Origin of the sequence: Paenibacillus oleatilyticus (assembly GCF_018998565.1) — a bacterium.
Classification (GTDB): Bacteria; Bacillota; Bacilli; order Paenibacillales; family NBRC-103111; genus Paenibacillus_G; species Paenibacillus_G oleatilyticus.
This window is the reverse complement of sequence record NZ_JAHNZO010000002.1, coordinates 21916-36706: the sequence shown is the minus strand read 5'-3', so window position 1 is coordinate 36706 and position 14791 is coordinate 21916. Positions and strand designations below refer to the sequence as shown.

The 14791-nt window shown below is 55.6% G+C and carries 5 protein-coding genes and 1 pseudogene; all 6 read right to left on the bottom strand.

Going from position 1 to position 14791, the window contains the following annotated elements:
• Positions 1 to 209: 209 nt before the first annotated feature.
• Positions 210 to 5738: a glycerophosphodiester phosphodiesterase family protein gene (locus tag KQX66_RS03395; protein ID WP_216789786.1), complete on the bottom strand. Its 5529-nt coding sequence runs from the start codon at positions 5736 to 5738 to the stop codon at positions 210 to 212.
• Between the two features lie 304 nt (positions 5739 to 6042).
• Complete coding sequence (locus KQX66_RS03390; RefSeq protein WP_216789783.1) at positions 6043 to 7035, bottom strand: iron-hydroxamate ABC transporter substrate-binding protein; 993 nt, start codon at positions 7033 to 7035, stop codon at positions 6043 to 6045.
• 113 nt (positions 7036 to 7148) lie between these two features.
• The gene (locus KQX66_RS03385; protein ID WP_216789781.1) at positions 7149 to 8744 is read right to left on the bottom strand and encodes an AraC family transcriptional regulator; all 1596 of its coding nucleotides are present in this window, start codon (positions 8742 to 8744) and stop codon (positions 7149 to 7151) included.
• 219 nt (positions 8745 to 8963) lie between these two features.
• Positions 8964 to 12410: an S-layer homology domain-containing protein gene (locus tag KQX66_RS03380; RefSeq protein ID WP_216789779.1), complete on the bottom strand. Its 3447-nt coding sequence runs from the start codon at positions 12408 to 12410 to the stop codon at positions 8964 to 8966.
• A gap of 139 nt (positions 12411 to 12549) precedes the next feature.
• Positions 12550 to 13185, bottom strand: coding sequence for a discoidin domain-containing protein (locus tag KQX66_RS37230; RefSeq protein WP_438804169.1), 636 nt, complete (start codon positions 13183 to 13185; stop codon positions 12550 to 12552).
• 81 nt (positions 13186 to 13266) lie between these two features.
• Positions 13267 to 14544 (bottom strand): annotated as a pseudogene (locus tag KQX66_RS37225) (family 8 glycosyl hydrolase); the annotation flags it as partial.
• Between the last annotated feature and the right edge of the window lie 247 nt (positions 14545 to 14791).

Genomic DNA, 14791 nt, shown 5'->3' with positions numbered 1-14791 from the left:
CCGTCCTGCCGGGTAACTGATTTCGTTCCTAACTCGATTATAAACGATAAACGACAATAGCCTGTCCCCTTTTCCAGTTGGAAGAGTCAGATTTCATCTTGTTATAGAGAAAACCCGGAGGGCGGACAATCTGCGCTAGAGCAAAAAGAGTCTGCCCAGGTTTGGCAGCCCGGGCAGACTCGCTTCGAACAAAGTTTCATCTCTAAGCGTTAATTGATATAGTTCGCTTTGCTCAAGAAACGCTTTAGCATTACCGCGGATTGAGCCCGCGTTGCGATTCCGCTCGCTTCGAGCGTCTCCGCCGTCATTCCGTTCAGCAGACCGGCATGAATCGCAGCCGCTACTTCGGCTTTTGCCCAGCTCAAGCTGCCGGTGTCCTTAAACGGCGCCAAAGCCTCGCTCTGCTTCGCCTGCGATAACTGTGTTTCCAATCCTGCGTAAGACATGGCGCGGATCAGCATGGCCGCCTGTTCTTCACGCTTAATTTGCCGGTCCGGACGGAACGAACCGTCCTCATATCCGCTGATGAGCCCCGCTGCCGCTGCGGCCGCTACATCCTCCGCATACCATGCCCCGGAAACCACATCGTTAAACCCGCTTTTTGCCGTCGCAGGACTGAGACCCAATGCGCGGACAAGCAGTGCCGCGAATTCCGACCGGGTGATCGGGCGATCGCCTTCGAATCGGTTGTCGCTGACTCCTTCAACAACGAGCTTGTTAGCGAGCAGTTCGACTTCCGCTTGCGCCCAATGGTTTGCCATATCCGCGAAGCTTTTGTTCATTTCGATAATGACATACGTGCCGTTCCCGCTCCGCTTCAACGTTGCAGTCGTTTGTCCGTTCCTCGTATCGAAAAGGGTCGGAACGAATCGCGCCCGTTTCGTTACCGGGTCATAGAGGACTCCAGTCGCTTTGGACCGGTCCACGGTTTGACCAAGACGCAGCTGGTATGTGACCGGTGCGAACCCGAACGATACCGGCACCGTGCGGCCTTCTTTGTTCACCGCCTCCACCGAAAGATGGACGCCGTCTGCTACCGATGCGCTGTTCGCTGCCTGCTTGATCTCGTCGCGTTCGCTGCCGCTCAGCTTCTTTATCGCAAAACGGACTGACATGTCGCTTACCGCCGAGCCAAGCTGCTGCGCCAAAGCTTCCAGCTTCAGTGCGTTCAATGGCAGCGCATATCGGCCGCTGTCGCTAGTTACCGCCAGCGTCGCGCCGTTCTTGCGGCTCGCATCGGAAAGGCCTGCTGCTGCCAGTTCCAGCTTATCGCCGGTAAATTTCACTTCGACGCCGGAGTTGGCACGGAACGCCTCCTTCAGCGTATCGGCGTCTATTTTACCGCCGCTTGCTTCAAGCACCGCTCCCGGCTTGACCACAGGGACATCGGGCTTGCCTGCGCCTTCCGCCGGCTTCCCGCCGATACTATCGGTGCTGCTGCTATCGCTGTCGCTGCTGCCTCCGCCGTTATCACCACCGCCGTTGTTCCCTCCGCCGTTGTTCCCTCCGCCGTTGTTCCCTCCGCCGTTGTCACCTCCGCCGTTGCCACCTCCGCCGTTACTGTTGTCGCCCTTCACTTCAAAAGCAACGGGCTGCGTGTACAGATCGTACTTGCTGCTTGCGTCCATCGACGCCGTATACCTTAACAAGGCGTGCGCCGTTCCCGGCTTTTTGGCCGTAACCTTGCCTCCGTTCACGTCTACGACATCGTGCCCGTCCAACAGGACGATGTCCGGTACGACGTTCGTTTTTACGCGAGCGTAGGAATACACTTGCGCCGTCACGGCTGCACTTTCATCTTGCGCCAGAACGTACTTGTCCTTCTCCGGAAAAACCGAGGCGGCCCAGTTTTTCGAATAGCTTGCATAGTCGGTCGTAAGGCCATAAGCGCCCATCGTGAACATGCTCTTGTAATCTTTCTCGATATTGATCGTCCACGGCGAGATGAAGATTCCGCGGTGCTTGGCCGCTTCCATATAGTCCTTCTTCAGTCCGGTATACCCTACGTTATACGTGACGTTCTGCTTCTGAACGATCTTCAACGTTTCTCGCAGCGATTTGTTAACATTCGAGGTGTCAAAGCCGCTGTGCAGCAGCCCTAGCGGCATCCCCGGCATTTGCTCGGCGAACCGCTTCAACTGATTCGGATCGAACGACATGACGTTGAGCAAGTGCTCCGCGTTCTTCTCCTTGATCAGCTTCACCAGCACGTCGACCGCGCGCGGATTGCTTGTTTTGATTTCGGCGTACACCATAATGCCGCGTCTTTTGGCCAGATCGATCTGCTCGTCGAGCGTCGGCACTTTCGTTTCCTTATAGCCCGGCTTCGGCTTGCTCGCGTTGAGCGCCTTGATTTGCTCCAGCGAATGCTCCTCGACTTTGCCGAACCCGTTCGTCGTATTTTGCAGCACGCCGTCGTGAATAATGACGAGGTGATCGTCCGTCGTCACGTACATGTCGTTCTCGATAAAGTCGGACCCGTAATCGACGGCAAGCTCATTGCTCTCGATCGTATTCTCGGGAGCCTCCGACGGAATGCCCCGATGGCCGATCACATAAGGCTTGCGGACCAGCGTCGTCTGGTTGGAGTACACTTTCAGCGCATCGAAGGCCGCCGCCGGGGAATCCGTCACGATGCCGTTCGTTCCGGCCGTGATCAGCCGGTGGATCGACACGCTTTTGTCCGCTGCGCTTGCCGTTTCCTTGCCCCATACCGCGATCAGCCGCTGCTGCAAATAAGCGACATTGTCAATCGAAGCCGCGCTCTGCGGCAGGATGGCGATTTTCGCCTGATTGACCGTTGTTTTTCTGCGGATTTCGAGCAGGCTTTCCTGCGTCATAGGGACCGGCGCTGCGCTGTAATCGACAATGCCTCGGATCATCGGGTACGCCGTTCTTACCCGCTTGACCAGTTCGCCGCGGTCCGAGACGACGAAAGCGTCTTCCAGCTCGTTTCGCTGCACATAGTCGGTCAGCATATCGGCAGCTTGCTCATCCTTCACATAGAACGCCGGAATCATCCGGGTGCCGAGCGAAGCCAGCACCTCGTCCAAGCTTCCGAGCTCGCTCGCGCCTGCCGGGTCGGTCACCTTTAACTCAGGGTTCACATGCAGAATCACCGTTGCCGGCGGGGCGGGCCCGTTCAAGCTTGCCAAATCCGCTGCGCTGTGAACCTCTTTGACAACGGACGGCGCAAGCGAAATTTTTGTCTCCGGCTCGGTGACGTTCACGAAGCGGTCCGTCGGCATCGGCGGCAGCGCCTCCTGCTGCAGCGTAATCCGGATGTTGTCCACTTTCATCCTGCTGCCGTTTGCCTGAAAGCCGATGCCGCCTTTGGCATAAGCGGAGGCCGCATCGGTGTTGACCATCACGCGATTATCGATCAGCTCCTGCACCCGGTTGCCGTAGGCTTTGACCGTGTAACGGTACATTTTAGCCGAATCGATCGCTTCGCTGTTCGAACCGCGGTCCGTGACGTTCCAGCCGTTCGCCGGGGTCCGCTCGGCGAATTCGACGCCGTTGGACGCCGTCGCGTCTTTGCGGACCGCCATTTGATAATAAGGGTAGTCGTTATTTTGAATACGGAACATGATCGAATTCCATCGGGCCGCATCGTTGGCCGACAAATGGGTGACATCCGCATCGATTTTATAATTTCCGAACAGCTTCAAATAGTCCGGAAGCAGCACGCGCGACGGGTTGTCCGGGGCCGTGCTCGCATTCAGCTCGAATGCTCCGGATTTCACGACGGCTGCACCCGGCGTCGTGCCTTCGATTCTCGTCCAGCCCGGCGGCAGCGTGCCGTCCGGCAAAGCGTCAAAGTTTTCTTCGTACAGCACGTACTCGGCGTCGCCGGCTTCTTTGGCCACGACGAGGAACGAAACCGCTGCGCTATCGATGGAAGCGGTCAGCGTGTGGACGCCTTTTTGCTTGACGCTGATTTTGCCGTGCTCTATCGTGATCCCGCTGCCGTTCGAGCTCCAGGTTAAACGGTCGCCGGTTAGCGTACCTGAGGTAAAATCGCTAAGCTCCGATTGAGATACAATGGATTGAAGATCGATCGTTCCGCCCGCCGTTCCCAGCACGTAGCCTTCGTTATGCTTGAGCGAAACGACCTTTGCCCCGACAGCCGACGGCGTAACCGTAACCTCCTGCACCGCTTCGGCATTGGCGAAAACCGTTTGAATCGTCGCTTTCCCCGCTTTGATCGGATACAGCTTGCCGTCCACGATTTTGATCGTACCCTCGTCGGAGGAATACAGCTTCAGCCGGTCGCTATAGACCGCTTCCGTCACGCCGTCCGAGAAGTAGACACTGCCGGTCACGTTCAGTGGTCCGGTCAGCGCTTCCACCGTCGACGGAATCGCCAGATCGAGCCGGTCGGCCGTGATCCGCGTGACCTTCACGTTATCGAACGACACTTTGCTCTGGTCGACCTGCAAGCCGATTTTGCCGCGTTCCAGCAGCACGTTCGGACTCAGGGTCTTGTCGGTCAAAAGCGTAAAGTCCGCATCGCTCTTCGCTTTGATATATTCTTTGACATTGTTGTCGAACACGCGGACTTTCATCGTGTAATCGTTATTCAAGGCAAGCGGCTTCCACATCCCGCTCACAGGCGTAGGGCTGAACCATGCGTTATCCGGCTTCCGGTAGGCGATTTCGTAGGTGCCGTTTTGCCGGACCGCCATCTGGTTATAAGGAGCTTTGCCGCTGGCGGTTCCGCGGAACATAAGGGAAGCCCAGCGTCCCGCATCCAGCACTTTTTCGAACCGGACGTCCGCTTCTATAACGTAGTTGTCCCACTGCACCGGCGCAATCGCCCGGGCTTGCTTGCCTGACGCGCTCCCGTCGAAGACCATTCGCCCATTGCCGTATGTATCCTGCACGACCGTAAACGGATTGCTCCCCGCATTCACATCGGAAATCCAGCCGAATGGAAGCTGGCCTGACGGATATCCGTCAAACGTCTCGTGCAAAAGCACCGGATTCACCGCTCCGGTCACCGGATTGCCGTCGTCCAGCGTTACGGTGCCGTACCCGGACGTATCGTTCCAGAACGATGTGGTGTTGTAGGCGCTCCAATAGCTCGACCCTTGCTTCGCAGGGTCTGCGGCATCGTACCGGTCGGTCGTGCCGACTTCCAATCCGAACTGCTTGTTCCGCCTTGGGTCAAGCTGGAGCATATCCCACGGCACGGCCACTTCGAGCGTCCAGCCGCTGCCGGTCGTGCGGATGGCGCGCAGTATTTTTTTCTCGTCCTTGCCGCTATGATTATTCAGTGCGGCGCCGAAGTGAAACTCCGGCGTCGTCGAGCCCGGCTGATATACGAATCCGAGTTGCATGTCCTCGGTTGCAAACGGAGCCGAGCGGTGATTCGTCGGATCAAAGAATAGATTGATATTATCCTGCTCGAACCAATAGCCCGATCCGTTATGGATCAGCGTATCGTCGTCGGCCTTCACGCCGATATAGAGATATTGATTGTCCCATAAAAGGCCGAATTGGGACTCTTTGATGACGCCTTCTCCTGTACGGACGGTTAACGGCTGGTCGATGCTCCAGACGGATTCGTCGAGCTGTCCGTCAATCGCGGGTGCGTTCTTCGTCTTTTTGGCGATCATGGATTTTCGTCCCGCGTCGGCAGCTTCGGCTTGTCCCGGAACAAGCCCGACCGGAATCGTCCCGCTAAGCAATGCGATAATGAGAAATACGTAGAACGATTTGGCATGACGTATCATGGTAGGTTCTGTCCTTTCCTATCGTCTTGGTAGGTCATTTTGGTCCCGCGTCTGCTTTCAGAGCGTTTATCCTGGCAACATCCGGTTCGGTATGCACGGCTCCTTTCTTGTGAACATGACAAAAAACCCTTCCATCCATCAAACAGAGGGGGCGCGCCGAACCGGCACCTCCATTTGCTGCATAAAAGGGTTTTCTCCTCGTCTCGTACCCTGCTTATTCGGCTGTCCTTACACTTCTTAATTGTACTGCGGTTTGTTAGCGGAGCATCAAACGCAATTAAATAAATTGTAAATGAACCGGCATTTACTGTTGGCTCCGGGACAAAATCGTTTCCGTCAAAATGTCCAGCTGCTTCTCCAGCGACAGTCCGTCCGAAAACCAGAATTGCTTCAGGTTCAGCAAATACACCCGATTGTTTTTAACCGCAGGAAGGTTTTTCCATAGGGAGTTGTCCATTAACTCCTTGGCCCGTTCCGCTCCGCCATCCTCCTGATACACCGTAACGAACATATGATCCGCCGCATATTCCGGAAGTACCTCTTGCGAGATGTCCCGGCTCTTGCCCGGCTCGAAAACGTCCTTCTTCACTTTGTCCGGCGGCGTTAACCCGAGCGTGGCAAACAGATTGTACCCGGCCCGCTGATTTTTGTCCCAGATCCATAAATTTTTGGCCCAGATTTCGTAGGAAGCCGCCGTTTCCCCCGGACCGATGACTCCGGCCAATTTCTGCTTCGCCTGCGCAGCCTTCTCCTTGTAGCGCGCGATCCATGCCTCCGCTTCCTTCTCCTTGCCGAGCATGCGGCCGAACGTACGCACTTCTTCCAGCGGGTCTGATCCGGCGAAGCCTCCCCACGGAAGAGTCACCGTAGGCGCGATTTTGCCAAGCTTCTCGATCACTTCGGGCGGCAAATAGCTCGGCGCAACGATGAGATCCGGCGCCAGCTCCAGCACCTTCTCGACGGAAACGTCCCCGACGTCCGCCACTCCGGCCAGTTCGTCCTTCAATTGCTCGGAATTGTTCAACACGATCGACCCTACGCCGACCGGCTTGACGCCAAGCGCCAGCAGATCCCCTGCGAACTGAATGGCGACGATCCGCTGAGGATTCGTCGGAATCTCGATTTCCCCATTTTCCGCCTTGAATATTTTCGTCCCTGGCTTGTCTCCGGAGGCTGCGCGATTTCCTGCCGTACTCGACGGATTCTCCGCCCCGCCGCTGCAAGCTGTGATAACGGCCGCCATCACGACGAAAAGCAGCCCTAGCCATACGATCTGTTTGATGCTGATGCGACGCATAGTCCCCCTCCGATGTCAATGATAATGATTATCATTTTAAATCCCCTCTCGTATTGTATCAGTCCGAGGCAGAATGAACATATCCGATGGTCATCATTTTTATGGACAAAAGGTCATCCGAGGGCGGATTTCAACATTTGCGTCTGGATATCGAGCTGCTTTTCCAACGACAGCACGTCAACGGAATGGATCACGTCCAGCTCAATCGAATATACCCGGTTGTGCCGTACGGCAGAGAGCTGCTTCCAGATGGCGCTCTCCATTACTTTTCTAGCGCTTTCGGCTCCGCCGTTCGCCGGGTATACGCTGATGAACATATGATCGGCCGCATAGTCCGGCAGCTCTTCGAGTGAAATTTTTTTCGGTTGGCCGACTTCCAGCACGTCCCGCTTCACCTTCGGCGGAGGGGTGAACCCGAGCGGCTTGTACAAATTATAGACGCCCCTTCCATACGATTCGCACATGACCCAGAGGCAGTCGGCCCAAATCTCGTAAACGGCCGCCGTCTCGTTCGGGCCGACAAGTCCGTTCAGCTCCGCCCGCGCCCGCTTCCCTTTCTCCTCATACCGGGCAATGAACGCTTCCGCTTCCTGTCTCCGGTTCAGGATATCCGCCAGCGACTTGAATCTCTCGAACGGGTCGCCGCTGTGAAATACAAGCGTCGGCGCGATTTTGTGCAGTTGCTCGATCATGCCGCGATCCAGCCAATCTGTCGCGATGATCAGCTCCGGCTCAAGCTCCAGCATCGGCTCCACGGACGTGTAGCCGACATCGGGCGTGCCCGCCAGCTCCTCCCTCAGCAGCGCCAGGCGGCTCAGCCCTTGATTGTACGAAGCGCCGAGCGGCTTGATGCCCAGAGCGAGCAGATGTCCGACCAGGTCGTAGACGACGATTTTTTTCGGCTCGCGCACATAGCTTGTCGGCGATACGCCGACGATCTGCTTGAATTTGCGGCTCAGGTAAAACCCGTCCGCATAGCCGACATTGCGGGCAATGTCGTTCAGACTCTCGCCCGTCAGCAGCAGCTGCTCCTTCGCCCGGTCGATCCGGATGCGGGCCAAGTAGTCGGAGAAGCTGTGCCCGGTCTCCCGCTTGAACAGCATCGAAAAAAAGCGCGGGTGAAAGCCCGTCATCTGTGCCAGCATGTCCCGACTGATTTCTTCACGGTAATGCCTATGCATATAGTCGATGGCAAGCTCGATCCCCTTGCTCGACGGCCGGATATCCGGCTCCGAGTCGGCATGGCGGCCCGGCGTCAGCAAGTGAAGCAGCTCGTAAAGCAGCATCTCCTCCCGGAACGGTTCGTCCCCGGCATTATTACTGCGGAGTGCTCTCAGCTCCTTGACGAGCATCCCGATCCGGTAAGGGGACTCCGGGTACAGCTTGCCGTCGGGAAGCCACGGGCTCCGCCTTTCTTCATACGCCGCTTGTCCCGCGGGCCGTTCTTCTTGATCGCGCGAAGTGAAGATGCGGAACGTAATCAAGTCCAGCAGCAGGCCGCTCCCGGGGGCGGTACGGTATTCGATCATTCTCCCGGGGTTGCAGAACAGTACGGTGCCGGAATCCACCAGCATTCGCAAGCCGTCGATACGGAGCTCGCCCTTCCCCTCCTCCGCAACAATAAAAGTATAGGCATCTATCCAGCGTCTGTGCGCATCATTCCCTGCCGACAGCCGCTCGATATCGTTCATTTGATAAAGATCGCGCATCCCTGTTTTCGCTCCAATTTCGTAATTGATAACGATTATTATTATCATTAATGCTCATTATAAAGGATGCTCCCGAAGCTCTTCAACACGTTACCAGAAAACGCGCAAAAAAACGCAAACCGCGAATAGCCCCCGCATAGCCCCACAAAGCTAAAAAGCCCGACAGGAATTCCTGCCAGGCTTTTTACGTTTATGAAAGAGATTGTGCGAATGTGTTGGCTACAGCTTCAAGGCTTCCAAAAGCTTGTAAATCATCGCTGCCGCCTCCGCTCTCGTAGCCGTTTGACCGGCTCGGAACGTTTGATCCTCGTACCCGCTCACGATCCCGGCCGATACCGAGGCGTTCACAGCTGCTTCTGCCCAAGCCGGAATGCTCGCGGCATCCCGGAAAGCTTTCGTTTCGTTCCCCGAATTGAATCCGCCGCCGGAATTCAGCGCATTCGCGATCATCATGGACATTTCCGCCCGGGTGATCGTTTGGTCCGCTTTGAACCACGTGCGGCCGTTTTCCTCATATCCGTGGATCAGGCCTGCTTTGACCGCTGCGGCTACGCCAGATTTCGCCCAATCCGGAATCTGCGGGTCATCGGCAAACCCGGAGGCGTCAGCGGAGGCTTGAAGACCAAGCGCTTCCGCCATCATTTTCGCGAATTGCCCGCGCGTAACTTGCGTTTCCGGACGGAACATCCGGTCTTCAAACCCTTGAATGACATTCATCCCAATCAAACGATCAGCGTACGGTGCCGCCCAATGTCCGGTGAGATCCGGAAAAGCGACCGGCTGATAATCGAATACGCCAAACTTCGTAAAATGGTTAACGTTCACGGTGACGGTTCCGTCCGCACGGTTGGTCCCGCCGATATAAATCCAGCGCTTTTGCTGCTCGTGATAATAATACACCGCTGCCTGATGCCCCGGAAGCAATTGACTCGCATTATAATGGAACGTCAGAGCGATCGGTTGATTAAAAGTATGACCGGTCGTGCTTGTGAATTCGATCGCCGGACTTACCGCCCGCAGATTCCCGATAGAAGGAGTCTCCTTGGCAGACAGGATGCTGGCCCGAATCGTACCGTTCGATGGCAAGGCGCCTGCCGGAACTTCGATAGTCACTGCGTCCTTGATGCTGCCTTTGGAAGGTTGCTTTGCGTTGACCGCAAGCTCCAAAGAGACAGGACGGTCTGTTTTATCGCCTGATGCCGGTTGGGTTGTCGTGTTACCCGAATTCCCGCTCGCCGGACTCGAACCGCCGCCGGAGCCGGAGCTTCCAGAATCATCGCTTGAATCGCTGCTGTCCGCCGCTTTCGCTACGATGACCGTACGCCGTACCTCGGCGGCACGATTCCCCGCCAAATCCCGGGCATTGTAATGCACCGTATAGGTTCCCGCCGTATGCGTATCGACGGTTCCGGTGATGACGACATCGCCGTCCACCCCAAAGTTATCGGCTGCGGAAGCGCCCTGCTCGACATAGGCCGCACCGACGGTCAGATTCACGATCGGATCTCCCTTGAGCGTGATGACCGGAGGCGTACGGTCGATTTTCACGGTTAACGGAAGCAATGCTTTGTTGTCAAAAGAATCAGTAGCCCGGAATAGCAGCGAATGCACGCCTTCCTGGGAAACATCAATGTTGCTGTTGCTCTGATAAGGCTCAAAATTTTTCCCGTTGTCGGTTGATAGCGCCAGAGCGGGATCGGTCCCATACACGCTTCCGTATACGCTGGCATAGACGCTGCCCGTAACGCTTTGATTCGTCCAGGCGCCGCTGGAATAAGGCTGTCCGTCCGCTGTCTTCCACGTGCCATGAAGCTCCAGGGAAGTTCCTTTCAAATTCACCGCAAAAGCTTGGCTCGCTGCGGCATTTCCGCGCTGAATCGTAGCAGTCAACGTGAGAGCCGTGTCCTGCAAGGGACGCGATACGATTTTGCCGTCATCGGTCATCTGCTTAGGATTGGAGCTTGTCCACGAGATGGTTGCCCCATGCTTGCCTGTCGTCGGCAGTTGAAGATTGGTAGCGACTTGGCTAATATCGCCCAAGGACAACGATTGCTTCGTATCGTCGACAGCCTGCTGATCGCTATAGGGTGCCACGCTTACGAAGATCGGGTTGGAATAAAACCACAGGTCCCGGTAATTCCGCTTGTTAATTTCGGCGAAACGGGTTTTGTCATCGGCGATATCCGTTTTCGGATCGACCAGCGGCTCCCCGTTGCTTGTTTCTCCCTCGACGTTGAGCCCCAGATTCGTTCCTCTGAGCCTAAAGTACTGATTCTTGCTTGCCGTACCCAGATTGTAGCTGATGACATGATACCCTTCGGCATCCGTCGTCCAGTCTGCGCTCGTGAAGCGCTGCAGCACCTTGGTCGAATCGTTGGTGTCTTTGTTATATTCGGGGGTGCCCGGTTGGGCCAAACCCGTCACGTCGCCGGAAATCAGATCGACATGATCGACTTCAACGGGATCGCCGTTATTGTTTGTTTTCGGAGTTTTGAACCGAATCGTAAGCTGGAGGTTATCCCCCTCCTTCACCTGAAGCTCTCCGCCCATCTCTTCCTTGCGACCGTCACCGGCAACCGTAAAATCAAGCGCGTCAATCAGGTCGCCGTATACGGAGAACGATTTTCCCGACCTCATGCCGGCCACAACCGCCTTCATATCGGAACCGTTCACCCACGTGTAGTTCTTGGAGTATTCTCCTGGCCAATACCCACTGGAAGCCAACTCATCTCTGCTGATTTTGAAATGAAAGTCCGAATTGGAAAAGTTCCAGAATTTTCTTCCTTCCCCTAGCAGAGAATCCCATACGCCTCCAAGCTTGGCGACCATGTAATCCGTTCCGCCGTAGGACCGGTTGACCGGGGTGGTCAGGTTGAGGCCGCCCCGGTCGGACTCCATCTGGTTGCCGACCATGCCTTCGAATCCGAAGACGATATTCGGTGCGGCGCTGTTAAAATCCCGGATATCGGCAATCGTATAAACGCCTTTTCTCGAAGGATGATTCAAGATCGCGTAGCTGGACTCGGGATATTTTTCACGAAGCCACCGCAGAGCGGTCAGCGCGTCGTCGCGAGTCGTATATGCCCGTTTGTTCTGCGCCTTCCAGGCGGCAACGTCCGCCGGATCGAACAGGCTTTCGTCCCGGTCGGTGAATAAATATTCGAACTGGCTTACGGCTTTCAGCGACTCGGGCGACCCCGGATTGTCGGTTACGATGCCGATGCCCACGTGCTCATATTTCGGCATGTCCCATTCGAAGCCCGAAAAAACAATTTTATCCTTGTACTTGCCCGACTCCTGCAGTTGTTTGATTTTAGGAGCCTGATACTGGGCAAGACCCTTGGATAAAGGAACCGGTCCGCCGGGAATATTGTTGCCGTTATCATCCCGGTTGGACATTCTCAAATGATCGGCAAGGGCCAACCAATCGAAACCGTGCTGATCGAATGCGACATCCAGCACGTGCTCCAGAGATTCCTGCGCATCGTTGGACTGATAGGTGTGCGCGTGGTACTCGCCCGTCATCCATTTTCCGGACGACGGACTTGCTTGACCTCCTGCATCGACCGGCGCTCCATATACGGTTGCATCAGGCAGGCCTTGACCAAGGATACAAATGGACAAGGGAATAAGGGACAAGGTGCGTTTCCAATTTGGGGATATCATGATGACTGCTCCTCTGATCAATGTTGTACTGCCAAAGTTGAGGTCCGAACATTCATCAGTCTAATCCCGGCGAGCGCCCATTGTCCACGGATTCCCAAAAACAATATAAAACCTTAACAATAGAACGCTTACATATCCCTTACATTCCGCTCGAACCGTATACTTCGAATTCGTAGAGCGAATACCCGTAGGACGTGCCTCTTGCCGTGCCGTACATCCGGACATACCGGGCATCCTGCGGGGCAAACGTGATCTCTTCGACTCCGCCCTTCCCGTTCGTCTTCGTATACACGTCCGTCCAATTCGCCGGCGAGCCGCTATCGTTCGATACTTGAATTTTGTAATTTTTGCCGTAGGCGGCTTCCCAGTTCAGCTTCACTTTTTGGATGCTGAACGTCTTCCCGAGATCGACGTAAATCCACTCAGGGTCGCTTCCTTCCTTGCTCGCCCAGCGGGTGGAGGCATTGCCGTCGAACGCTTTGGACGCTTCGTATCCGCTTCCCTCTACTGAACTGGCCTTGGCTGCTTTCCCTTTTGCAATATTGGTATCCGTAGAAGGACCGTCGGTCGTCGTGGCGCTGGCGGTATTGCTGTTCGCCGACGCATTGCCTGCCGCATCGTATGCCTTGATCGTGTAGCTGTAGGTCGTAGACGGATTCAAGCCCGTATCGCTGTACGAAGTGCCTGTCGCCGTGCCGACCTCCGTACCGCCGCGATAAATTTTGTACTCTTTGACCCCGACGTTATCCGTGGAAGCCGTCCAGCTCAGATTCACTTGACTGCTCGATACGGCCGCTGCGGTCAAGTTCGCCGGAGCCGTGGGTGCCTGCGTATCCGGCGTGCCGCCGCCGGCCGTCGGAATCCACCAGTTGCCGGAAATGAATAGCATCGATAACAGATTAAAGGAATCGCTATAATAGCCTTCTTTCTTGTTCTTCATCCAATCCCAGCCCGCATTGACCCACGCCTGATGGCTGCTGTTCGTCGTGGACGCGGCGATGAACGGCGAGACGAACACGGCCGTCGCATAGCTTGCGTTTTCGTTTACGGTGCCGTCAAGCTTGTAGCCGTCTTTGATATTGTTCGGGTTGCCGCCGGTCTTTCCTTTGATCCATGTCGCCATTTTGTCGGCGATCGCTTTGCCTCTCGCATCCCCGTAGAACGCGTAGTCCATGACAATGCGCAGCGGAACGCGGCTGGCGTTGTAATTATATTGGTCAGGGAATTCTTCCCCTTCCATGTGATCGCGCGGAGCCGGCTTCGGTGGGTTATCGATAACGAAGTCGGAGATCAGACCGGTAACCGGCGTGTATTTGCTGCTGAACTGGCCGTAGACGTTGTACAGATTGTTGATGACGTCAAGCCAGGTTTGATCTCCCGTCACTTCGTAGAAGGCCCGCAAATGGCTGAGCATCCAATCCGACGGACGCGTATCCCAGGTGCTTTTGGAATCCCAATCTCCCTGATTCAGCCGGTTTCCGGTAGTCACGTTGCTGGCCTTGATGCCGTTCGTAATCATTTTTTTCGCTTCCGCCAAGTAGTTGATCGAACCGTCGGACCCCCATTGACGATCGGCCAAAATGAGCGCATAGGCGATATCAAGGTCTCCGTCGGTGGCCGAGGAGAAATGCCCTTGAGCTCTCTTGTCGTCCGCGACGATCCAGCCCATCAGATTCGAATTTTCGGAGCTTTTATAAGCTCTTGCCGTTTTAAACAGCCCGTCAAAAATCGTTCTCGCATCCGGGTCATGACCGGCCATCAGCGCCGTAATCACCATGCCGTAGCCTTGTCCCTCCGAAGAGCCCAGCGCCTTGAAGCCGCCCTGATTGCCCGCAACGTTCCCTTTGACGTAATAGCCGCCCGGCAAGGAAGTCAAGTTGTTCTTCAGATGCGCCCCCTTCCAATAGTCGTAGTAAGCAGCGACGGACGCATTCATGGAAGCTTGCGAAACATGATTTGGCTTGAGGATGCCTGGGTAGCTCAGCTGCTGCGGGAACGGTTTCATTTCGCCGGCGGCATGCGCCTTCGGCTGAAACGAACCGGGCGCCAGGAGCAGCGCAGCGGAAAGCAGAACCAAAGAAGCCGCCTTCACCTTGTTGCGGATCGATTGAACCCGGGTTGTGTACATTCTCATTTCCTCCTTTATATCGGGTAGGATTTGTTGCGCGCGGTAAACCATTTCCTCCTTTCCGCTTAGTATGATCGTTCGCCTGTGTTCCAGCGGAGAAGCATGTGCAAAAAAGAACCTGAAACAAACTTACAGGTTCTGCGCCGGTCCAGGAATGTACATGCTTCATCATATGGCATTTTATTTATGTACTTACAATCTATAACATCCGCCTGCTAATGTCTTTTGTTTTTTTTAGATCCGGTTATGTTTT

Excerpts from the sequence above, each read along its gene's own strand:
- KQX66_RS03380 (WP_216789779.1), bottom strand. The coding sequence starts at position 12,410 with ATGATATCCCCAAATTGGAAACGCACCTTGTCCCTTATTCCCTTGTCC.
- KQX66_RS03395 (WP_216789786.1), bottom strand. The coding sequence starts at position 5,738 with ATGATACGTCATGCCAAATCGTTCTACGTATTTCTCATTATCGCATTG.
- KQX66_RS03390 (WP_216789783.1), bottom strand. The coding sequence starts at position 7,035 with ATGCGTCGCATCAGCATCAAACAGATCGTATGGCTAGGGCTGCTTTTC.
- KQX66_RS03385 (WP_216789781.1), bottom strand. The coding sequence starts at position 8,744 with ATGCGCGATCTTTATCAAATGAACGATATCGAGCGGCTGTCGGCAGGG.